We start from the raw sequence: 21,371 nt of genomic DNA on the forward strand, positions 1-21,371 counted from the left end.
TTCCTCACCTTCTAAAACATTGTTGCCTTAAGTGTACCATCTGGCAGGAGGAATTTTTTTCTTTTTTTAGCTATTTTTTTGCCTGCCGTTTCCGCTGCATCCAAATAAAACAAAATGTCACTTTTGCCTTCCTGATTGGTTCCTTTGTACACTTCCGTATCCAGACCTCCGATACGAAAGCCTGCTCGCAAGTAGAACAGACAGGCAGAAGGATTGTTGTCCTGTGCTTGCGTGTAGATGCCGCGATAACCTTTGGCAAGGGCCGCTTTCAGTGCCTGGTGGATCAGTAGTTGACCGATTCCTTGCTTACGGTAGTCTGTGTTGACCTTTAAGTCATAGAGGTACAGATACTTGAAAAAAGCGTCTTGAACGATCGCTAAGCCGATGCATTTTCCATCATCATAAGCACCGATAAACAGACTGTTTCGGCTCATTTCGTCATAGCAATAATTTTCATCTGGGAAACGCATCGTCTGAATGTCTTCAGATGCAAATTTACAGATCGTGTACTGCCAGCTGCCCTCATTATAAGACGGCAGCAGTTTCCCCCATAAGGAGAAGGGTTCGTTTTTTAAGCGGATGTCAGCTTGATGTTTTTGATCGATCAGTTTGATTTCTAGCATGGGGCACCTCGATTTTCTATAGATTTCAATCATGAGTATTTAAAAGTAAGTTGTTGCAGTTTAGTTTACTACAAAGAATGAAAAATCACGATACTTATTAAACAGTCTGGTCTTCCTGTGAGAAGGGACGTTTTTGTAGGAGAACTTAGTTGTTTGTCTATACGTTGAGGTTGGAAAAAGCAGAAATATTCCATTGATACCTTAGTCACAATGACCGACGGAAAAATACGCCTTAAGTTTGATTATATTTATCGCTTGTTTTTTTATACTGAAGGTAGATAGAAAAAACGGAGGACAATCACTTGAAGAAAGCAATTAGTATGATCCTGCTCGTGTTAACGATCGGGACCGTCACATTGGTTACATGGTCTTATTTTACGAAAGATGATTCCAGCGAACTGGTTCAGCTGGTGGATCGTTTCAATCCGTTCGTACCGGAGAAAAAGGTCTATGTCAAAACATCCGACGAGTATGGTGTGTTGCAAGAACACGATTCCTACGAATATACACAAGAAGGGGTCAATGAAGATGGACAAAAGATAAAAATCACGTTTTGGGCACCACAAAAGCTAAAAGAAAATGCCTACCTAGAGCTTGATGCAAAGGGCAAACATGTGGAGTCGTATCAAGAGGTGACCGAGCAAGATCTCCCTGACGCCGTCAAAGACGAGTTGGTTACGACTCATTGATCATCAAGCCTGCTTGAAAAAAAGGACAGGAAGTCATTTCCCGCAAGTTGGGAGATGGCTTTTTTCGTGCATTCACTTAGAGAAAAGCTCGCCAAGATTTGATTTAGGTGAAAAAGATTAGAGGATGATAGAATTTTCAGAAAAAATAGATAATTTTTTCAATTCTTAGTTGCAATAGCAGAAGCGTCTGGTATTCTCTATGAGGTAGTTAAAAAAAATCATTCATATAATTAAAAATAGCGACAATGAGAGAATCACCTTGTATGGAGGATCAACGGTTTTCAAGGAGGAACCTATGACAGAAAAAAATCAATTAAAAAAGCAGATGAAAACCAGACATATCACTATGTTGGCACTAGGTGGCGCCATCGGTGCTGGCCTATTCAAGGGCAGCGGTGAAGCGATCCAGTTAGCGGGGCCTGCGGTCTTGCTGGCGTTTATTTTTTGCGGGCTGATCTTATTTGTCGTCATGACAGGACTGGGACAGTTGGTCTTATCTGACCAAAAACAACATGGTCTTTCGGGCTTAGTCCAGCCATATCTTGGCGTGCATACAGCCGATTTCATTGACTGGATCTACTGGTCAATGTGGATGATCAACATCATCGCCGAAGCAGTTGCTGCCGCAAGCTTTTTGCAGTTGTGGTTTCCCAATATTCCAGCTTGGATCTTTGTGTTGATTTTGGCACTGCTCACGACCACCATCAATTTGTTTTCGGTTCGCTTGTTTGCGGAAACGGAATACTGGCTTTCCTGGGCCAAAATCAGTGTGGTGATCGCGTTGATCTTGGTGGGTCTCTATCTGGTTGCCACGCAAGTCTTTGATTTGGGCTTTTTCCCGACGATGAGACAAATGACAGACTATGGTGGTTTTGCCCCCCATGGTCTCAAAGGGTTTATCAATTCTTTACTGGTCGTAATCTATTCGTACGGCGGTTCTGAATTAGTAGCCATTACGATCAGTGAAGCGGAAAATCCCAAAAAAGCGATCCCGCAAGCAATCAAAGGAGTGATGACTCGGATTGCCGCTTTTTACATCATTCCCTTGTTTCTTTTACTGATCATTTATCCGTGGAATCAATTAGCCGATCCAAATGTCAGTCCTTTTGTGATGGTGTTTCAAAAAATCCATGTCCCATTTGCCTCCGACATCGTCAATTTAGTGATTATTTTGGCTTTGTTTTCGTCGATCAATTCTGGGGTCTATGCTTCTTCAAGAACGTTGTTTTTCCGATTAAGCAACAATGGCCAGAAAAAAAGCCGCTTTACGATGCTGAATAAAAACAGCGTGCCCCAACGAGCGATCATGTTTTGCAGCGGTACATTATATCTTGGGGTCGTTCTTTCTTACTTTTTAGGCGACAAACTCTTCAATTATCTAGCAGGCTCCCTGTCTTATACTGTATTGCTGATCTGGTTGCTGATCAGCGCGGCGGCGTTTGTTTTGGTACGCAAGCAGAAGAAAATGGGCTATACGATTTTCTTGAGTGGGGCGATCCTTGCACTGATTTTGCTGTTTGTCGGTATTTTGATCACTAACCCATTGGCGGTCACTGGCTTCACCGCACTATTGTATACGATCATTTTTCTTAGTTTTTATTGGAACCATCGAAAAATTGAGAAAACCAGTGAAAAAAGTTGAAGAAACGTCCCTTAAGACATAAACTGATGGGGAAGGAACCCCGCGTTCGGTTGTTTCTTCGGTTCTCAGGAATGTGACGATAAAATAAAGTGTAGGAGAAGACGAAAATGGTTAATTTTTGGACATTGATTTTCGGCACCCTCAGCTGGATCGTGGTGGAAAGTCTGCTTTACAATCCGATGCATAAGTGGGGCAAGTTTTGGGCGAAAGAATCAGGAATGGCAGAGAAGATGGCTGATCAGCAGATGACGACCGGTGACATGCTCTTTACCTTTGGCGGCACGATCGTTGGTGGGATTCTCTTATCAGCAGCGACCTATCAAGTCGTCTATTGGTTTGCAACATTCGATCATGATGGTTGGCTGATGACCTCCTTGCAAGTCGCTTGCTTATTGTGGCTAGGGGTTTATGGGGTCGCCACCTTCGTGATGGCTGTTTACTCGGGACAGTCCCGCAAATTAGTCGGGTTGCACCTTGTGAATGGGTTTCTAGGAGTGATCGTTTTAGGACTTGTTGTCGGCTTGATTGGACAGTAGGCAACGATCATACCCCAGCGAGAGCGTTCAAAGGTCTCAACGAATCAATCCTAAAGAAAGCCGATCTTGTTTCAACAAGGTTGGTTTTTTTTGTGCGTAAAATTAATCTTACTATAAAAAATAGCTATAAAAGCAAATAATTTATGCTATACTAAAAGCACTTTAATCTGTAGGAAACCCAAATCCGCGGATTGCGGAAAAATCATCAAAGAAACAAAATTAGGGGCAAAGAGGAGGAAAAAATGAAAACGAAAAGCATGTTAGGTAGAGGAATATTTGCTGCCGTTTGTTTAGCGACACTATTTTTCTTGACAAGCTGCAGTAGCTCAGGGGTTGACTCTGCAGCTGCGAATCAAGTATTGACCAATAGCAACAGTCATCAACAATATGCTTTGTATCTATTTGAAGATGGAAGGATCACTGTCAATAAAACGCTGACTTTTTTTACCAATCCGAATCAGGAACCTGCGGACTTGGTAGAAGAACAAGAGACACAATTAGCACAGATCAACGAAATACTACAAGCAGAGTTTCCCAAAAGCAAAGCACTGACTGCGGCAGACATCGGTCCTATGCACACCTTTGAAGTGACAAATGCCCAAGTGATCATTGATCAAGAGAAAAAGGAAGTGCGCATGACTGGCGATGATTTTGAGAAAGTATTCAAAATGGCGGACAACAATGACAAGCGTCTGATCGATGACGAACAAAACGAGTACGAGTTTTCGTATGAGGAAAACTAGCAAGTGACAAAAAAACGGCTGCCTCCGACGAGACAACCGCTTCAGACAGTAGACAAACCTTAGACAAAACTGAGGTTTGTCTTTTTTTCGTTGCAAAATTTAGTGGCTATTACGGAAAACATTTTGCGCAAGGAGTAAGTCCGCGACTTTGCGCTTCTGCTAAAGTTGCAGGCGTGTAGGTACCGTTGCCGCATTTTCTCGTATGGTATTTCGAACCTGTTGGTGTAACGAGGACCGACGTTTGGGCTTGATTGCTAGCAGCGGCTGGCTGGTTTTCTTCTGGCACAGCTGCCGCTGCTTGTCGTTCTTCCTCCGCCTTGGCTTGGGCGGCTGCTTGTTCGTTGGCAGTGATCGTTTGCGCCACTGTTTTCGTTCGAGCAGCTAATTCCTCATCGGGGGTCTTGAGACGAGCGACAGCATCTTCTGCACGAGCAAGGGTATCTTTTGTCGGCTCCGCCTCTGCTGCTTCCACCGCTTGGACAGCTTCTGCAACGAGGGCTTCTGCTTCTTTCTCAGAAATCTTGGTTTCTACAGTGGATAACCGACTTTCAAACGTTTCCTTGTTCAAAACCGCTTGTGCGACCAATTCTTTTGCCTGATCGAAATCACTGCGTTCAAGAGAAGCTTCAGCAGTATCAAGGGCTTTGCCGATGGCAAGATGGTCTTCAACTACCGCGAGCCGAGTAGCGAGATCTTCGTAGGTTTTACTTAAAGCATGAATCAGCGTCACGGCTTCGTCGTAATTCTTTTGGTTTGGCTGGGTTTCGGCAAGAGCCAGTGCCGTCTCGGCTTTTACCAGTGCTTCTTGTTCTTGTTTTTCAGCTTGCAAACTCGCTAGAAATGCGCGAGAAGGTTTGACGGTGACGACCTCTTCTTTAGTGATTCCACCCATGGAGGCTTGGAGAGTAAATTCCTGTTCCTCTTCATCTTCCAGTTGGACAGCATAAGAAAATGTTTCGTCCGCCAGCGAAACCTCCACCCCGTTGATCGTCAGTTGCGCTTCTGGGTTGGTTCGCCCAGTGATCGCCGCTTCTCCTTGCTCATTCGTAACCAGTTCTGCTTCATCTATGTGAAGCTCCGGTGTTGCTGCAGGAGTCAATAGTGCCCCGCCAATCAATAAGAGAAAACCACCCATAAAAATAACGATTTTGTTGCGAAGCGGCTTTTTCTTGATCAATCCAAGAATAAAAAAGATTCCGCTTACAACCATTGTCAAAAAACCAATAACAAAAATAAACATCCCCATAACTTTTTCCAATTCCTTTCTTGTGAATATTTTAATTATAACATTTTTATTAACGTATCCGCCATCAATAACCGACTAGTAAGGGTTGCTGAGCGTACGGAGGGAGTTTAATTAGTAAATCATCGGATATTTTTATCAATAATAAATAGATTTAAGATGTTTTTTATTATAAAATGATATAGAAAGAGATGTTTTTCGTTTGCGGTTGTTTTTTTGCTAAACAGCTCTTGGTACAAATACACTTGTTTGCTTCATCACTGGAAAAAATGTTTCGAACAAACGGATGAGAGCGAGCAACTACCTGCAAACAAGCAGCTTTCCTTCGCTGCTTCCCCCAACTAACACCTTAAAAAAGATATTCCCCCTCACTTGCAACCAAGCCACTTCATTGATAAGAAAATCAGTATGTGCAAAAGGAGAAGCAATGAAAATCACACAAATCCAATGTCCCAGCTGCTTGGGTCAGTTAACCGTTGACTGGGAGACAGGAAAAGCAGTCTGCCAGTATTGCTTAACTAAGTCAGTCCTACATTCGCCGCCAAAACAAACGCAAGAAGCTTCGAATGAACAAGCTCCCGTAGTTTTTCAAGAAGTCAAAGAAGGGTTTTATTCGTTTACCTTTAATGAAGACGAGGTAGCAAATGCCTTGAAAAAATGGCTGATCCAACAGGAATCAGTTCCTGAGGACATTGTCGTTCATCTTGAAGTCAGCGAGGTAAAAGGATATTTTATTCCGATTTATGAATTTCAGGTGACCTATACGATGCACTGGGAGGGGGCCTTTGGCTACGATACCCATTCCATTGCTTGGGACGGCTCGCATACGACCACGTGGGAAAAGAAGCGCGGCGACCATCCAGATGAGACGGTCATACTCTATCAATGCGGCAGTTCGGAGGTGATCGAGCAAGAAATTCCTCAGAGCTTCGAGGTCAATAATGAAATGAAAAGAAAACCGCACTTTAGTACCGATCAAAAGGAATTTCAACAGCTAATCTCAGCACATGCTATTCATGTTTTTCCCTTTGATATTGAGCAAGAGCAGGCGCTCTTTGGTTCTGAAAAACAAGCGGAACTGAGAGCCCATGCGAATGCCGTGATCCAGAAGAAAGAATCTGCCGATCATCTAAAAGAGCTGCACCTAGATCTTTCCCTGATCAGCTGTGCTACAGAAAAGCTCTACTTTCCCCTGTATATGGGCACCTTCAAGTACCAAGAGCGATCCTTTGAATTTGCGATCGACGGCAAAGATCCTGACCGAATGAAGCTGCCGATTATCCCACAGTGCCAAGAAACCTTACAAACGGTTGCGAATTTTTCAAAAGCTCGCAAGGTTTTTGGCTGGTCCTCCGTACTCTTTTTTACGTTAGGTGTGCTCCTGCTGTTCTTTGCACTATTCATTTCTGAATGGATCCCTCTAGGAAGAGTGTTCAGAGCTGTCATAGGGGGGATTGTCATGAGTTCCCTGCCAACTGCCGTCTATTGGGTAGTATCGGGGATAGTGTTGCACTTTCTAAAAGAACAGTATCTCAAAACAGTCCAAAAATTTAGAGATGAGCTTAAAAGAGCATTATTAGGCAAGAAAACGGCCGGGGCAGCTTTGTTAGCAAACTACGAGAAGCGTGGAAAGCATCTTGCAAGAATGAGGAAATTTTATGAATGGCTCGATACGCTCGCTTATGTGGTCGTGGTCGTTACCCTTATTTGGAACATTCTTCGGTTTCTTTGATAAACCATCTTGTTGAAAAGAAAAAAAGATTCATAAAAGGAGAAAAAATGAAAATCACCCAAATCCAATGCCCCAGCTGTCTGGGACGTCTAGAAGTTGATTGGGACTCAGGAAAAGCAGTCTGTCAGTATTGCTTGAATGAGCTGTTGATCAAACCGGAACAAAAAAAACAGGAACAAACAAACCAAGCCGTCTCGCTGAAAGAGTTGCCACGCATTCAAGGGACCGTCAAAGAAGGATTTTATCCGTTTGCCTATGATGAAAAGGCATGTGAAGCTGCGTTGAAAAATAAACTCGCCTGGCAAGAGACCATCTCGGAAAGTATCTTTTTTGAGCTAGAGATGGTTCATCTAAAACGTGTATTCATCCCGATGTATTATTTTCAAATTGCTTATGATGCGCAAGTGAGAGGAAGCTATGTCCACGAGGAACAGCAGAGGGAGAGTGGGCGCATTACTGCCGACATTTCTTTACATAACAGCGGGAACACAACGGTTTTCAATGAATATTTCCCTACGGATACCCAAAAAGAAGCGGATTACAGTATCAATGGTAAGCTGCCGCTGCATCTTCAAAAAGGAGCCGCCTATTGCACGGATATGCAGCAGTTTTCGGCACTTAGCCAAGACGTTCAGGTGCTACCCTTTGATATTTCCAGAGAAGCGGCACTCTCTGATACCCATCTATTGGAAGTCTTCGAAGCAAAAGCCAAAGACCATTTGGTGGGAGCAGATGTTGCTAATGAGGTTCAACTGACTCTTTTTCCGAAACAATGTGATACGGAAAAACTGTATTTTCCTTATTACATTGGCGAATTCAAGTACGGAAACCAAACCTATTCTTTCGTGGCTGATGGCACCGATGCTGAACGTCTTTTTCCAACCCAGCTTCCTGAATGTGAACAGCTCGTGCAAGTGAAAAAAAGTTTTTCCAAAACCAGCAGTGTCCTATGGCAGTTCTGCTATACCTTTTTTTCATTCGGAATAATTTCAGGGACCCTTTTAAATGTTCTTTTTGGTGGCTTTTTAATGCCTGCTGTTGCCTTTAGTCTGCTCGCTTCAGCGGTCATCTTGCTGATTGCTTGTCTTGCGACTTGGTATTTCTTGCTCGTACCAGAGGTCAAGTTTTTCTCAGAGTACGGAAGATTCAAAGCAGAACTTTCTCAGACGTTGAGTCAGTCGGATGGATCAACGGCTGCTGTGAAGAAAGCTTTTGAAGCCCGTAGGAAGAAACTCGTCCGAAAGACAGTATTTTACAGCGGTCTGGAAAACATGGCGTATGAATTTGCCTTGATCCTTTTTTTAGCAATCCTGACTTGGTATTTCGGTTTTTATGGCTTATCGTTTCTAGTGCTGCTGGCGTTTGTCAGCTGGAATACGATCCGTATCTTTACCACGGATAGCTCCGATACCTGTATCGAAACGAAAGGATGATTCAATGGATATTATTCCGATTCAATGCCCCCACTGCCTAGGAGAACTAGAAGTCAATTGGGACGCTGGCACGGCGATTTGTCTGTATTGTCGTGGGAAAATGGTGATCAAACAATCTTTCGATCCTACCAAAAGGCCGCATGCCAATTCTATGGCAGCAAAACAGCTTTCGTTGACGCACCTTGCTTTTTTGCTGAAGAAAATCAGTCAATCAGCTGCTGCCAACCAAACGATGGATCCTCTTCCCCTGGGAAACTCCTCAGCGGCAGGGGGTTCAAGTGATCACAAGCAGTCAAAGCAAGCGGCAATGAATCAGACGTCTTTGATTCAGCGGGCGCCACGCGATCCAGTCAAGGAGCGACAAACTCGTTTGAAAGCTTTTTTGCAAGAGCAAGATTTTTTGTTCTATTTTTCTGGAGAAAGACAAGTGCTGCCACGGCAATGGCAAAGACAAGTCCTTACCAGTTTTCAAGTGCCTGAAACGGAGACGCCTCTGGCACTGCTAACGGCACAGATGACTGGCAAGAAAGCGAATGCGGGGCTACTTTTTGGTATCGAGCGAGTGTATTTGTGCACGTACGAAAAGAAAGAAAAACGAATAGCCAGTTTTTCGTGGAGTATTTGGAAAAACCTCGCCTTTGAGGTCCAACATAAAATCTTTGGCAGTTTTTTGGTGGTTCAACAGGAATATCGTGTTCCTCTTCAAGCATTGGGCTTTGCGACCCAATCATTTTTGCAAGAATTACAGCAGTTGTTGCAAGAGTGGGAGGCTGGCTAGTGCTGAGTATCAATAAAATCAAATAATGGATCAATTTATTGGTCAAAAAAACAAAGAGAGCGTCGCAAACAGCGGCGCTCTTTTTTTATTCATTTGGTTTCTAGGTTTCCAACTCAGCGTCGTTGGTTTCTGATAAATACTCGGCTTCATCGTTTAAAAGACTGGCCGTCGTTCGCAGCGTGTCGTAAGAATGCAAAACGGCAGCGAGGCTTTTTTGCGAATCACTGATTTTCATGGTCGTCGAATCGGCACTATCTAACACGACTAAGGCTTGTTGGTTGATGGCTTGCATGGTTGCGGCAATGGTTTGGGTCAACTGCTTGGTCTGTTCGGCTAATTTTTGCATTTCATCCGCAACCACCCGAAAGCCAGCTGCCTGTTCGCCGATCCGTGCCGTTTCGATGGAAGCATTGAAGGACAGCAGTTTGGTTTGTTGCGCAATGCGGTCGATGTCATGCAGCACCGCTGTCACCTGTTGGCTATCCATTTCTAAGGCATGGGTCGTTGCTTGATTTTGATCAGACAGCTGTTTGACTTGCGCCAAGTTCTCTGACAAATGATCGACTTGCTGGTGTCCGTTGGCAGAAAGTCGTGTCAGGGAAGCAGCACTTTCTTGCACTTTTTTGATAGTGACCGCTAAGGCTTGTTCTCTTTGGGTAATGTCAAAAGCGATTTTGACGACGTTAACGACTTCTTGCTGCTCATCGAGGACGGGGAAGTAAATCCCTTCTAAAATCAGTTTTTCTCCTTGTTTGTTTTTCCGAATGATTTTGTCTTGAAACCGTTGCTTTGAGTAAAGCAGTTGATTCCAGAAAGTTTGGTAATCCGTACTGGCAGCATAATGGTCAAAACAAAAGGTCCGATGCGGCAAGCCAATGATTTCTTCTTGGCTATAACCTAGGATATCCGTCATGTTGGCATTGGCGAAAACAACTTCTTTTTGCGGATCAAAGACTATGACAGCGAGTTCTTGAAAAATAGCAGCGAGCAGACGGTTATTTTGTGTTTCATCTAATGTGAATTTCATACGTACTTACCTACGCCTTTCAGTTTTTTGGGAAGTTTACACAGCGAGTGTCTTACAGTTATCGGTGATGAAGGCAAGGCAGTTAAGAGTGCAAAAACCACCTTTTTTGTCGAGCGAAATGCCTGGAAGTAGAAGGAAGCAAGATTCTTTGCATCAGAATGACTTGGTGGTACCCTTAAGGTCAACACGAACGATTTCAAACAAAAGGAGAGAATCGTATGACAGATAGAATTTCGTTGGAAAAAGCAGCCGTTGAATTTAGTGAGGCAAATGCACCGCACCCACGGATCTATGAATTACCGCCAGAAGAAGGGCGCGCACTATTGGAACAAGTCCAAGAGTCACCCGTCAATAAATTGGCGGTTGAGATAGAAGATCAGACCGTAGATACAGGCGAATGGGGGACCATCAATGTTCGTTTTGTTCGTCCTGAAGGAAACCATGCGATTCTCCCTGTCATTTATTATCTCCATGGCGCGGGCTGGGTCTTCGGCAGTGCCGCGACTCATGATAAATTGATCCGTGAATTGGCGGTACGAACCAACTCGATCGTCATTTTTCCTGAATATAGTCGTTCACCAGAAGCAAAATACCCAACGGCGATCGAACAAAATTATGCGGTCTTGCAGCAATTACCGGGATTTGTCGATGTCAAAGGCTTAGACCTTAGCCGTTTGACCGTGGCTGGCGATTCCGTAGGTGGGAACATGGCGACGGTTATGACCTTGTTAACGAAAGCCCGTGGCGGCATTCCGATCGCACAGCAATTATTGTTCTATCCTGTGACAGATGCCCGCTTTGATACGCCTTCGTATGAAGCATTCGGTGAAAATTATTTTCTGACCAAAGAAGGGATGCAATGGTTCTGGGATCAATACACGACGGATGAAACACAGCGGGATCAAATGACCGCTTCTCCACTACGCGCGACCAAAGAGGAGTTAGCCGATCTGCCGCCAGCGTTGATCATTACAGGCGAAGCAGATGTCTTGCGGGATGAAGGGGAAGCCTATGCGCAGCATTTACGAGCAGCTGGCGTGGAAGTCACCCAAGCACGGATGCAAGGGATCATCCATGATTTTGTGATGGTCAATGCGATGGATCAGACCCAAGCCGCACGAGCGGCCATGACACTGGCTGTCGGTTGGCTGACGGAAAAAAATGTCCCCGCAGAATAAGAAACCGACGAAAGCAGCTTCTTTTTATGCGGTGTTCTGATACAGAAAAGGATGTATGGAGTGGAGCGATCCACTCCTTTTTTTGTCGGAAAAATGGAAAGACGTACACCTGCAGTCTGAAGCAGATGCAAACGCTCTCTAAAAAAACTCGCTTTTATAATACAGATTTTAATAAGTGTTTTTCGTTGATAAATAAATAAAAAGTGCTATTATATGTATTGTGATTAATACAGTTTTTGAAAAGAGGTAATACAGTGAGTGCAAAAGGATCAGAAATCATTGTTGAAAGTTTAGAAAATCATCGGGTGCCTTATATCTTTGGGATTCCCGGTGCAAAAATCGATGGCGTGTTTGACGTGTTGAGTGATCGGGGACCAGAGTTGATCTTGGCACGACATGAACAAAACGCGGCCTTTATGGCACAAGCAATCGGTCGCCTGACAGGAGAGCCAGGAGTCGTCATTGCAACAAGTGGACCAGGAGCCAGTAATTTAGCGACTGGGTTGGTCACGGCAACTGCCGAAGGTGATCCCGTCTTGGCACTAGCAGGCCAAGTGAAGCGTTCTGACCTTTCAAAATTGACCCACCAAAGCATGAATAACGCGGCGTTGTTTGCGCCGATCACGAAATTCAGCAGTGAAGTCCAAGATCCTGAAACCCTTTCTGAAAGTATTGCCAACGCCTTTCGCATCGCAAAAACAGCGAAAAAAGGGGCGAGCTTTTTATCCATTCCTCAAGATGTGACAGATGGAACCGTTCAAGGGGCAGCGATCAAACCACTATCTTCGCCTAAATTAGGCAGTGCCGATGCAGAAGATATCCAGGCACTCGTCGATCGGATCAAAGAAGCCAAATTGCCTGTCTTACTCTTAGGGATGCGGGCTTCAGGCGTGAAAGAAACACAAGCGATTCGTCAGTTAGTTGCAAAAACTGGGTTGCCTGTCGTAGAGACCTTCCAAGGTGCTGGGATCATTTCTCGTGAGTTAGAAGAGCATTTCTTTGGCCGCGTCGGCTTATTCCGCAATCAGCCTGGTGATATGTTGTTGAAACGCAGCGACTTAGTGATTGCTGTAGGGTACGACCCGATCGAATACGAAGCCCGCAACTGGAATGCGGAAAAAGATGCCCGCGTGATCGTTATCGATGAAGTACCGATGGAGATCGATCCATTTATGCAGCCAGAAGTTGAACTGATGGGCAGTATCGCGAAAATTATTGAACAACTATCAAAAACCATCGATCAGTATCACTTGAGCGAAGACGCCCAAAACTATTTAACGACGCTGCAAACCAAACTCAATGAAAAACCAGCGGATGTCGAAGGCAGCAACAATACCTTGCATCCTTTGGAAATCATCGATGCTTTGCAACAAGAAGTGACCGACGACATGACGGTAACAGTGGATGTCGGCAGCCATTACATTTGGATGGCCCGTCATTTCCGTAGTTATGAGCCACGGCATCTGCTCTTTAGTAATGGCATGCAGACCTTAGGAGTCGCTTTGCCATGGGCGATCGCTGCAGCGCTCGTGCGACCAAATACTCAAGTGATCTCTGTATCTGGCGATGGCGGCTTCTTGTTTTCTGCCCAAGAGTTAGAAACAGCTGTCCGTTTGAAACAAAACATCATTCACTTGATTTGGAATGACGGTACTTACAATATGGTGAAATTCCAAGAAGAAATGAAATATGATCGTGCTTCTGGGGTTGATTTTGGACCCGTTGATTTCGTAAAATATGCCGAAGCATTTGGTGCCAAAGGTTTACGGGCAACCACTAAACAAGAATTGATGGCAGCCATCGAAGAAGGCTTTGCAACGGATGGTCCAGTGATCATTGATATCCCTGTGGATTATTCAGATAATGCCGATCTGGGCAAAACGATCCTGCCTGATCAATTTTATTAAGACCAAAGGAGCAGCAAGATGAAAGTGAAAAACAAAAGTTATTTATATCAGCATGGCACCCTAGGTGGGTTGATGCAGGATTTAATGGATGGTACAGAGCAAATCGGCAAAATGCTTGAATATGGCAATTTTGGGATCGGTACGTTGGCTGGCTCCAATGGTGAAGTGATTATTTTAGATGGCGAAATCTACCATGTAGACGAATCGGGCAAGGTGCAAGTGCTCCAAGGCAATGAAGGAACCCCCTATGCGGCAGTCGTTGATTTTTCTGCAGCGAAGCACCTGCAGGTCAGCCAAGAAATGACCGATGAAGAAGTGAAAAACCACGTCCTGACAGAAGTCAGCCCGAATTTGTTTTCCGCTGTCAAAATCCATGGGGTATTTACCAAGATGCACGTCCGCGTTGCCCCAAAGCAAGAAAAACCATACCCAAAATTCATTGAGATCATCCAGCATCAGCCAGAATTTCAGGCAGAAAATATCAGCGGAACGATCGTCGGATTCTTTACCCCGCTGTTGTTCCACGGTGCTGCGGCTGCTGGTTTCCACCTGCATTTTATTAGTGATGATCGGACATTTGCTGGCCATGTCTTAGACTTTGAAGTGGCAGCTGGTGAAGTCGAATTGATGGAACTAGCCGAATTTCGTCAGCATTTTCCTATCGACAACCAAGACTACTTGCAGCGGGAGATCGATGTCGCAAAAATTGCCAAAGATATTGAAGCTGCCGAATAAGCAGCAGACAGCAAAAATAATTGATCGCCAGTAGAGTGGTCTTGAATCGAATGGAACGCAAAAAAGCAGTGAAGCCAACGCTTCGCTGCTTTTTTGTGCTTCTTTCTATTCGGATGGTTGGTATCGTCATGTATTATCAAGTACAACTAATCGCAAAATCCTTGGATTGATCCGATTCAAGAGATGATTCCAATCGGCAGCATCAGGTATCGATTTTAATAAGACGCTTTCGACATCCAGCAAATACTCCGTCGCATATTCAGGGTAGTTGGTAATCAGCAAGTTGATATTTTTTTCCTTTAAGTACTCATGGGAAAGCTCGTTTGAATCAGGGTAGTACATTTCATGATAAAACCCTAGATATTTTCGGATAATGCTTTCGGCATGCTCGCAAACATATTCATTGCCTTCAAAAATAACGGCAATGATTCGCGGCTTGCCCCAATTCTCTTCAATAATTGCTTCCATATGGAACGTGAGGCTTGTACAAAAATCATCCAAATGATCGAGAGAATAGAGATTTTTTACAAGCGGGTGGGAAAGGAGAAACTGGCGATTTTTCGCAAATTCTGCGGCAAACTTTTCTTGGACAAAGTCATTGAGGTCGTCAATATTGATATTCATCGTTGGCGATAACAATTCACGGAGTTTGACAACGATGAAAAAAGATTCTAGCCAAAGCAAGTCTTTTTGTTCATCCAAACTATGCCCGCGACTTTGTGCGTAAAAATCTGCAGTGATCTGTTTGATCTCTGGCCATTGGTTGTAATTGCGGCAAAACGCTTCGCTGGCTGCGAGGTCGGTGTTGATTTTGCGGCGACAAATGATACACGTCAAAAGGTAGACGGCTTCTTCTTGAGGAAATTCATAATGAAAATAACGCCGAATGATTGTTTTTAGCGCCTCATAATCAAACAGCAGATCATTTTTTTTGATCAGCTCCTTGAGTTGAGGGGAGGGGGCAGCAAGTAAACCACGTTTGCTGCGCTCCACGCTAATATAAAGGATATAAGCAAAATAAGAAAACGAAGAGCTCTGTAAGGCCTTCGTTTCCAAAAGATCAGTGATTTCCATCACCGCATCTTGGACATGGATCGAAGGGAATAGCGTGTGGACATTAATGTCAGACTCGTAGTAAAAAAGACAGAAAAATTTCCGAATATCGATCTCAGAACCTGCCAAAGAGACGGGGTCAGTTTTGATTTTTAAACCGAAAGGGGATAAAAAAGGCTGTATTTTTCGGAAATAGCTGATCAGTGCTTGTTCAGAAATATTAAGCGTTAAGCTCCAATCAAGGAGTGACTGCTGCTCATTATAAAAAATACTCTCTAAAATTTGGAAAATCGGTTCATCATTTACTAACTCTTGCTTTTGCTTTCGATACCTATCCTGATCGATTACTTCAAAAAGGTACCCGATTTTTGCTGTATGGATCGCAATCGCCCCTTTAAAGTGCTCTCGCAGGCTAGCGATGTCAGTAATCAACGTACGGGTACTGCTTTCGGTCACTTCAGCAAGTTCTCCCAATGTACGGGTGGGACTTTTCTCAAATTCATTTAACAATTGCAGCCAGCGAATCAACGTGCGGTTTCGCATGAATTTTAATTGAAATGTTTTCATGTCAGCCTCCAACAAAATAAGTTTCAATAATTATAGCATAATCATTTGCACAGATAATGAAACCTTCAACTGTTCGGCGTTTTTAGTCATAGTCCCTTGAAGACGCTGACTGCCAGCAGAAAATTTCTAAGAATATCAATTCTTCAGAGTAAGTATAGCAAGGACCTGAGAAACCAATTGCCAAAAATCATACATAAACTTGAGAAAAATGAAGCACGAATAGAAAGGGTCCCAACGCTCGATAAAAAGCCAATGGAGCAAGAAGAGACAATTGAAACACTGTTGTTCAACGGGCAGCCGCCTATTTGAACAACAGTGTTTTTTTCTGATGACGCCAGAGGATCTTAGGCAACAGAAAAAAACTGCTGAAGCCGAGGATCGACAATGCGTTGGATGCAAAACGTGATCTTTTACCAGTAGACCCATTCTCCAAAAGCTCGTTCTCTTTCGCTAGGGCGGGAGTCATTTGCTTGAGTCGAAAAAACGAAGCGTAGTATAATAAAAGAGAATTGATATTTATTTACTAATTGGATGGCAAGATGTTTTTTCAATAGAGGTTGTTAAGAGGAAAAAGAAAGAGAAAGGATTTCGCCTATGAAGCATTCGCAAAAAGGGGTAGCGCTTCTTTTGGTTTGCGGACAACTTTTAGCTGGTGTGCCAGTTTCAGCTGCGGTTGTTGCATCAGAAAGTACGACCGTTACCCAAACATCAGAAACAGCTGCACAAGCAAGTGACAGCAGCACAGCAGGGACGATCGAAGAAACCGCTCCAGCAGTGGAAGGACAAGTGCCCGATCCTGAGCAAGGATCGGTACCTGTAGAAAGTGTACCAGAAGGATCTGAGACAGCGCCGGAGGGAACAGGGCAAACCGAAGAACCAACCCCAGTTCCCCAACCGACCCCAGAGCCAGAGCCAGAACCGACGCCAGAGCCAGAACCAGAGCTACCGAGTAAGCCAGAGCCTTCTCAGCCAGAAGAACCAACGCCAGCACCGAAACCAGAAAAACCAACACAGCCTGAAGCACCCAAACCTGAGACGCAGCCAGAGAAGCCCAAACCGTCAAAACCTGTAGAAACAAAACCGACACCAGAAGCAAACAGTGATGCAAGTCAAGAAACACCTGCGGCTGTGTCACCAATCATGCCACCAAGTACCCAAGCACCAAGCGCGCCAAGTCAATCCGATCCGACACCGCAGCAAGGCAGCGAAACGACCTTGACGGTCACACCAGTAAAAGAAGTGTGGGATTTTATCCGAGAAATTGGTGAAGATGCCCGAGAAATCGGCTTGAAAAATGATTTGTACGCTTCTGTCATGATTGCACAGGCTATTTTAGAGTCAGGTGGAGGGCAAAGCAGACTGAGTCAGGCGCCGTACTTCAATCTCTTTGGTATCAAAGGAACCTATCAAGGACAGGGTGTCGCTTTTCGGACACAAGAAGATGATGGTTCGGGAAATCACTATACGATCACGGCAACGTTCCGCCAATATACTGGCTACAAAGAGTCATTGATGGACTATGCTCGCTTGTTGAAAGAAGGGGTCGGGCAGCAGTCTGATTTTTATAAAGGCGTATGGAAATCAGAAGCGGCTTCTTATCAAGAGGCTGCCCGTTATTTGACTGGTCGGTATGCCACAGATACGACGTATGATCAAAAGCTGACAGCTTTGATCGAAGCCTATGCGTTGACCCGTTATGATCAGAAAAAACCTGATGTGACCGCAAGTGAGACGTATCTTTTTCCTGTTGAAAAAGCCGTTGTCACTTCTACTTTTGGCCCACGTTGGGGAAGCTTTCATCGGGGCGTTGACTTTGCCGCAGCGTTTGGGACCCCAATCCTGGCGAGTCAATCTGGAACGGTCATTCGTTCAGAGGTTCATCCTTCTTGGGGGAATTATGTAGCGATTCTCCATGAGGACGGGATGACGACACTCTATGCCCACAATCAACAGAACCTTGTGAAGGTTGGTCAACAAGTGGAACGAGGAGAAACGATTGCCCTCATGGGTAGTACGGGCAATAGCACAGGCGCACACCTGCACTTTGAAGTCAGTGCATCGCCAAGCTTGAGTCAAGCGCAATTGATCGATCCAATCGCTTTTTTAACAAAATAAGAATAGACAAAAAAGAGAGTATCAGAGATGCTTTCTTTTTTTTGTTTCTTTCTAGTCATTTTTTTCGAGAGCAACGATTTTAATTTTTTTTTCATGAAAACCGAAAAAATGTTTAAAAAAATCGTGCATAGATTCTTTATAATTTTCACATAACCGCAACTGTTGCTAATCCATAAACTGGCGTGAGCAGATCGGTCAGCAAGTAGCACAAATGGTAGATTCGCATGCTCTTGGTGACGAGCGGAGAAGCAAAATCGTTACAGTTGTTACCCCTACGAATAAAAATTTGCTAACGAAGTAGGGGAGCGAATAATCAGGAAGTGCATCAATTATAAGCCTAATCCTTTTTCTATCAGTATTGATCGTTGAAAAGAACTAACAAGAAATGATTAACCATAAAAAAGTAGAAGAGATAAATGAGCTGCTCTTTTTCTGACAAACGAAAAGAACGTCGTAAACAGTGATGCATAAAATAGAAAAAGAGGGGAACATTTTATGAGAATAAATAAAACGGATTTTGAGACAGTGATGGCTAATAGCGAATTTTTAGACTATTACTATCAACTATTTGAACGAAACGGCGTAGGGTCAGTCGTAGATATGCAAGTAAAAGAATTCCAGTATTTGATTCACCAGCAAGTGGCAGCAACGATTCAACAGACTGCACGCTATTCTTTTTTTACTCAAACATACAAGCTGCCGCAAACACTCGCAAAGGATTACCAACTGCTAGCGGAGTGTACTGAGCGGCTTTCAAAAATAGAAATGGATCAGTTGATACCCAAACAATTTATTGAACAGGACTTTAACGTGCAGGTGAAAAAAACAAGTCAAGAATCTCAATATGAGCAGCTTTTAAACATCATGTCAGACACATTTAGACAAATAAAGAAAACATAGTCGATTTTTCACGCAGCAGCTTTTTCAAGCATGAAGCAAGATGCGTATCCGCCCTAGGTGGTCTCTGAGGAAAGCAAAAGCGAAATCCTTGCACTATTTTCAATAGCCGATAAAATAATTGTTATACAACAGTAGTCTTGAAACAACGCTTTTTTTCATCAGGCTATGAAAAAACCGATTTTTTATGTAGGATGAAAACCGATATAATGAGACTGCTTAGGCGCCTTTCATGCGTAATTTAGCCGCAAAAAGAAATCTTTTAGTAAGGAGCTTATGTTTGAAAAATTTTCAATTGAGTTTTGTCACCAGCAAATCGACCGTCCGATGGTTGCAGATTCTAAGTGAATTTGAAAAAAATGAAATTTGCAGTGCCAGTCAATTGGCTGAAGTAACAAGTAGTACCACCAGGACGATTGGCAAAGACATCAGTCAGATCAACGAGTATTTCTGTGGGCTGATCCTGATCACTTCCACCAATCAAGGCTATTCGTTTGAACTATTTGATTATTCACAGTATGAAAAGAAAAAAGCCTCGCTTTTAGCGAATGAACCGCTCTTTATTTTATTGGAAAATATTTTTATTGGAGAGTTAAAGACGATCGATGAGTGGGCGGACTGCTTGTTTTTATCCAAGAGTACCTTATCGAAGTACTTGCAGCGCATTCATGAACAACTGGCACGTTTTGATCTCCAGCTAGCATTAGATCCTGTGAATATCGTTGGGGAAGAAGCAGATATCCGCAATTTCTTCTGTACCTTTTTTTATGAAACGGACAGCACCCCCCACACTGTATTTCCGCCAGCAGCGGTCCAGCAGGCAGTAACGGAAATCGGCAGGATGTTTGACAAAAATAGTTACCACACCGTTTCGTTTTCACAATACACGTATCTGCTCTATATTTCGCTTGAGCGATTTATGCAAGGTAAGACTGTGCAAATCAACGCCGAATTGTACCACGCCTTGCGACACAGTATTCAGCTGATGCATTTTCAACGAATCAATGGGGTCATTGAAAAGTACTTTCAATGTCGATTGACGAACGATGAACTTATCTTCTTATTTGTTAGTATTATCACAAAGAAAAAACTGCAAAATGTGATCGTCGAACAAAAGTTTTGTCTTTCTTATAATCATTGGACAGAGATCCGCATGTTGACCAACGATTTTTATCAGATGTTGAAGGTATCGTCGAAAAAGCCCAAAGAGGATCAGATTCTGATTGAATCCTTTTTTACCTCTGCTAAATTGAAGGAGTGCTTATCCACGTCTGCCAATCGCAATATCTATGATGTGAATGCGTTTATTAAGAAAACCTTTCCTAAGGAGTTTGCTGCTTACCGAGAGTTTTTAGAAAATAGTCGCGAGTACCACAACCTTTATTCTGAGGAGTATCTGACGGATTTTTGTGCAAACTTAGTGATTTATATCGAGTCTGTTCGAGAACGTCATTGGTTTCCCCGAAAAAATATCGCCTTTATCTTCGAAGGAAATAACAATATCGTTCAGTACATTGAAGGCTGGTCTAACCGCTATTTTAGCCGATCTCATCAAGTCTTTTATCCTGACTCAGGGGAAGTCAATGCTCAGTATTTGGAACAAAACACCATCGATCTGCTAGTGACGAACTATGCCGAGCATGCGACCGAATTTCGAGATATCGTTGAGTGCATCGTCTTCAAAACGATCCCTTCTTCTTCTGACTGGAATCGACTGCTTGAACGGATCAATCCTAACGTCACCCGCCAATTTGCCTTAAAAGACCTCTTCTAGTTTCCCATTATGTTTTGACCTAAAGAGCTGCTAGAAAGGGCCTTTTACATGAAAAGAAAGCATTTTTCCTTCACTGCTTAAATAGTGAAAAGGAAAGATGCTTTCTTTTTTAATGGCTTGACTCTCCGCAGCTGTGCAGGAGTGTGGGGAGGGGAAGTGGGGAGTGCATCAGGTACGGATGCAAGCCTTTGGAACCAGCGGTTTTCAATTCAATCGATCGATGTGGGCGAACTCATTGGGCTTCACTTAAGTAAATCAAACTCCAAGGCGCCTTTTGGTTTAGCTGAAGACCGGTCAATTCCCGATAGAAACAGGTTTTGTCTTTGACCGTCAGCTGAATGATCTCTTCTTCCGTATACTCATTTAAAGAAGAAATTTTTAAAACATAAAGTTCTTTTAGTATTTGCAGCTGTGCGTCGATATCTAGTAGCAACGACATTTTTTCGAAAAAAGTACCCTCTTCTTGTTCATAGATCGCCAAAAATCGTTGGCGCAAAGAGAGATAAAAATTAAAGATTTTCGGATGAGTATAAGAACAGGGCGAGTGGATAAATTCTTCGTCAAAAAAGTTTAAATATTCTTCGGCTGATTGGATCGTTTTTAAGTTCATATCAATACTCCTTATAAGTGTTAGGAAAAAGCGACAATACGTGTCATTATCAAAAACAGTCACTGTTAAGCAATGTCTTACTGAGAAGG

At 43.5% G+C, this 21,371-nt stretch carries 18 protein-coding genes; 13 read left to right on the forward strand and 5 right to left on the reverse strand.

Annotated features, from left to right (window positions below):
- Positions 1 to 11: 11 nt before the first annotated feature.
- A complete protein-coding gene (locus tag ACTW1R_RS00815) occupies positions 12 to 623 on the reverse strand; it encodes a GNAT family N-acetyltransferase (RefSeq protein WP_249270001.1) in 612 nt (203 codons plus the stop codon).
- Between the two features lie 320 nt (positions 624 to 943).
- On the opposite strand from ACTW1R_RS00815, the gene ACTW1R_RS00820 reads away from it, so the two are divergent.
- From ACTW1R_RS00820 to ACTW1R_RS00835, 4 genes are all read left to right on the forward strand, one after another.
- Entirely contained in the window at positions 944 to 1,312 is a 369-nt protein-coding gene (locus ACTW1R_RS00820) for a YxeA family protein (protein ID WP_016609076.1), read from the forward strand.
- Between the two features lie 295 nt (positions 1,313 to 1,607).
- A complete protein-coding gene (locus ACTW1R_RS00825; protein WP_270289987.1) occupies positions 1,608 to 2,954 on the forward strand; it encodes an amino acid permease in 1,347 nt (448 codons plus the stop codon).
- Positions 2,955 to 3,061: 107 nt separating this feature from the next.
- Complete coding sequence (locus ACTW1R_RS00830) at positions 3,062 to 3,490, forward strand: DUF1761 domain-containing protein (protein ID WP_271814382.1); 429 nt, start codon at positions 3,062 to 3,064, stop codon at positions 3,488 to 3,490.
- Positions 3,491 to 3,732: 242 nt separating this feature from the next.
- Positions 3,733 to 4,233 (forward strand): hypothetical protein, encoded by a 501-nt coding sequence (locus ACTW1R_RS00835; protein ID WP_087626730.1) that lies wholly within the window; start codon positions 3,733 to 3,735, stop codon positions 4,231 to 4,233.
- Positions 4,234 to 4,342: 109 nt separating this feature from the next.
- On the opposite strand, the gene ACTW1R_RS00840 is transcribed toward ACTW1R_RS00835, so the two are convergent.
- Positions 4,343 to 5,479 carry a serine protease gene (locus ACTW1R_RS00840; RefSeq protein WP_270289988.1) on the reverse strand — a complete coding sequence of 379 codons (1,137 nt, stop codon included), beginning with the start codon at positions 5,477 to 5,479 and terminating at the stop codon, positions 4,343 to 4,345.
- Between the two features lie 424 nt (positions 5,480 to 5,903).
- Here ACTW1R_RS00840 and ACTW1R_RS00845 point away from each other — a divergent pair, with 424 nt between their 5' ends.
- Genes ACTW1R_RS00845 through ACTW1R_RS00855 form a run of 3 tightly spaced genes read left to right on the forward strand, consistent with a single transcriptional unit; the run spans position 5,904 to position 9,419 of the window.
- Positions 5,904 to 7,208: a hypothetical protein gene (locus tag ACTW1R_RS00845; RefSeq protein WP_270289989.1), complete on the forward strand. Its 1,305-nt coding sequence runs from the start codon at positions 5,904 to 5,906 to the stop codon at positions 7,206 to 7,208.
- Between the two features lie 47 nt (positions 7,209 to 7,255).
- Positions 7,256 to 8,641, forward strand: coding sequence for a hypothetical protein (locus ACTW1R_RS00850; RefSeq protein ID WP_270289990.1), 1,386 nt, complete (start codon positions 7,256 to 7,258; stop codon positions 8,639 to 8,641).
- 4 nt (positions 8,642 to 8,645) lie between these two features.
- Positions 8,646 to 9,419, forward strand: a complete 774-nt coding sequence (locus ACTW1R_RS00855) for a hypothetical protein (protein WP_087626734.1) — start codon at positions 8,646 to 8,648, stop codon at positions 9,417 to 9,419.
- 100 nt (positions 9,420 to 9,519) lie between these two features.
- Here the strand turns inward: ACTW1R_RS00855 and ACTW1R_RS00860 are convergent, their stop codons facing one another.
- Complete coding sequence (locus tag ACTW1R_RS00860; protein ID WP_081116133.1) at positions 9,520 to 10,446, reverse strand: methyl-accepting chemotaxis protein; 927 nt, start codon at positions 10,444 to 10,446, stop codon at positions 9,520 to 9,522.
- Between the two features lie 218 nt (positions 10,447 to 10,664).
- Here ACTW1R_RS00860 and ACTW1R_RS00865 point away from each other — a divergent pair, with 218 nt between their 5' ends.
- The 3 genes from ACTW1R_RS00865 (at position 10,665) to budA (ending at position 14,266) form a co-directional block, all read left to right on the forward strand.
- Positions 10,665 to 11,624, forward strand: coding sequence for an alpha/beta hydrolase (locus tag ACTW1R_RS00865; protein ID WP_015508776.1), 960 nt, complete (start codon positions 10,665 to 10,667; stop codon positions 11,622 to 11,624).
- Between the two features lie 254 nt (positions 11,625 to 11,878).
- Entirely contained in the window at positions 11,879 to 13,531 is a 1,653-nt protein-coding gene (gene alsS, locus ACTW1R_RS00870) for an acetolactate synthase AlsS (RefSeq protein ID WP_270289991.1), read from the forward strand.
- An 18-nt stretch (positions 13,532 to 13,549) separates the two neighbouring features.
- Positions 13,550 to 14,266: an acetolactate decarboxylase gene (gene budA, locus ACTW1R_RS00875; RefSeq protein ID WP_218212444.1), complete on the forward strand. Its 717-nt coding sequence runs from the start codon at positions 13,550 to 13,552 to the stop codon at positions 14,264 to 14,266.
- Between the two features lie 126 nt (positions 14,267 to 14,392).
- Here budA and ACTW1R_RS00880 read toward each other — a convergent pair whose 3' ends face one another.
- Entirely contained in the window at positions 14,393 to 15,886 is a 1,494-nt protein-coding gene (locus ACTW1R_RS00880; protein WP_270266614.1) for an AcpB/EbpR/MafR family transcriptional regulator, read from the reverse strand.
- Between the two features lie 594 nt (positions 15,887 to 16,480).
- On the opposite strand from ACTW1R_RS00880, the gene ACTW1R_RS00885 reads away from it, so the two are divergent.
- The 3 genes from ACTW1R_RS00885 to ACTW1R_RS00895 all read left to right on the forward strand — a co-directional run bounded on the left by ACTW1R_RS00885 (position 16,481) and on the right by ACTW1R_RS00895 (position 20,672).
- Positions 16,481 to 18,001, forward strand: coding sequence for a glucosaminidase domain-containing protein (locus ACTW1R_RS00885; protein WP_489927374.1), 1,521 nt, complete (start codon positions 16,481 to 16,483; stop codon positions 17,999 to 18,001).
- 495 nt (positions 18,002 to 18,496) lie between these two features.
- Positions 18,497 to 18,901, forward strand: a complete 405-nt coding sequence (locus tag ACTW1R_RS00890; RefSeq protein ID WP_060791626.1) for a hypothetical protein — start codon at positions 18,497 to 18,499, stop codon at positions 18,899 to 18,901.
- A 277-nt stretch (positions 18,902 to 19,178) separates the two neighbouring features.
- Positions 19,179 to 20,672: an AcpB/EbpR/MafR family transcriptional regulator gene (locus tag ACTW1R_RS00895; RefSeq protein WP_249270002.1), complete on the forward strand. Its 1,494-nt coding sequence runs from the start codon at positions 19,179 to 19,181 to the stop codon at positions 20,670 to 20,672.
- Positions 20,673 to 20,904: 232 nt separating this feature from the next.
- On the opposite strand, the gene ACTW1R_RS00900 is transcribed toward ACTW1R_RS00895, so the two are convergent.
- Positions 20,905 to 21,282 carry a DUF7006 family protein gene (locus tag ACTW1R_RS00900; protein ID WP_034868894.1) on the reverse strand — a complete coding sequence of 126 codons (378 nt, stop codon included), beginning with the start codon at positions 21,280 to 21,282 and terminating at the stop codon, positions 20,905 to 20,907.
- Positions 21,283 to 21,371: the final 89 nt, after the last annotated feature.

The organism is Enterococcus sp. R12, from assembly GCF_058135755.1.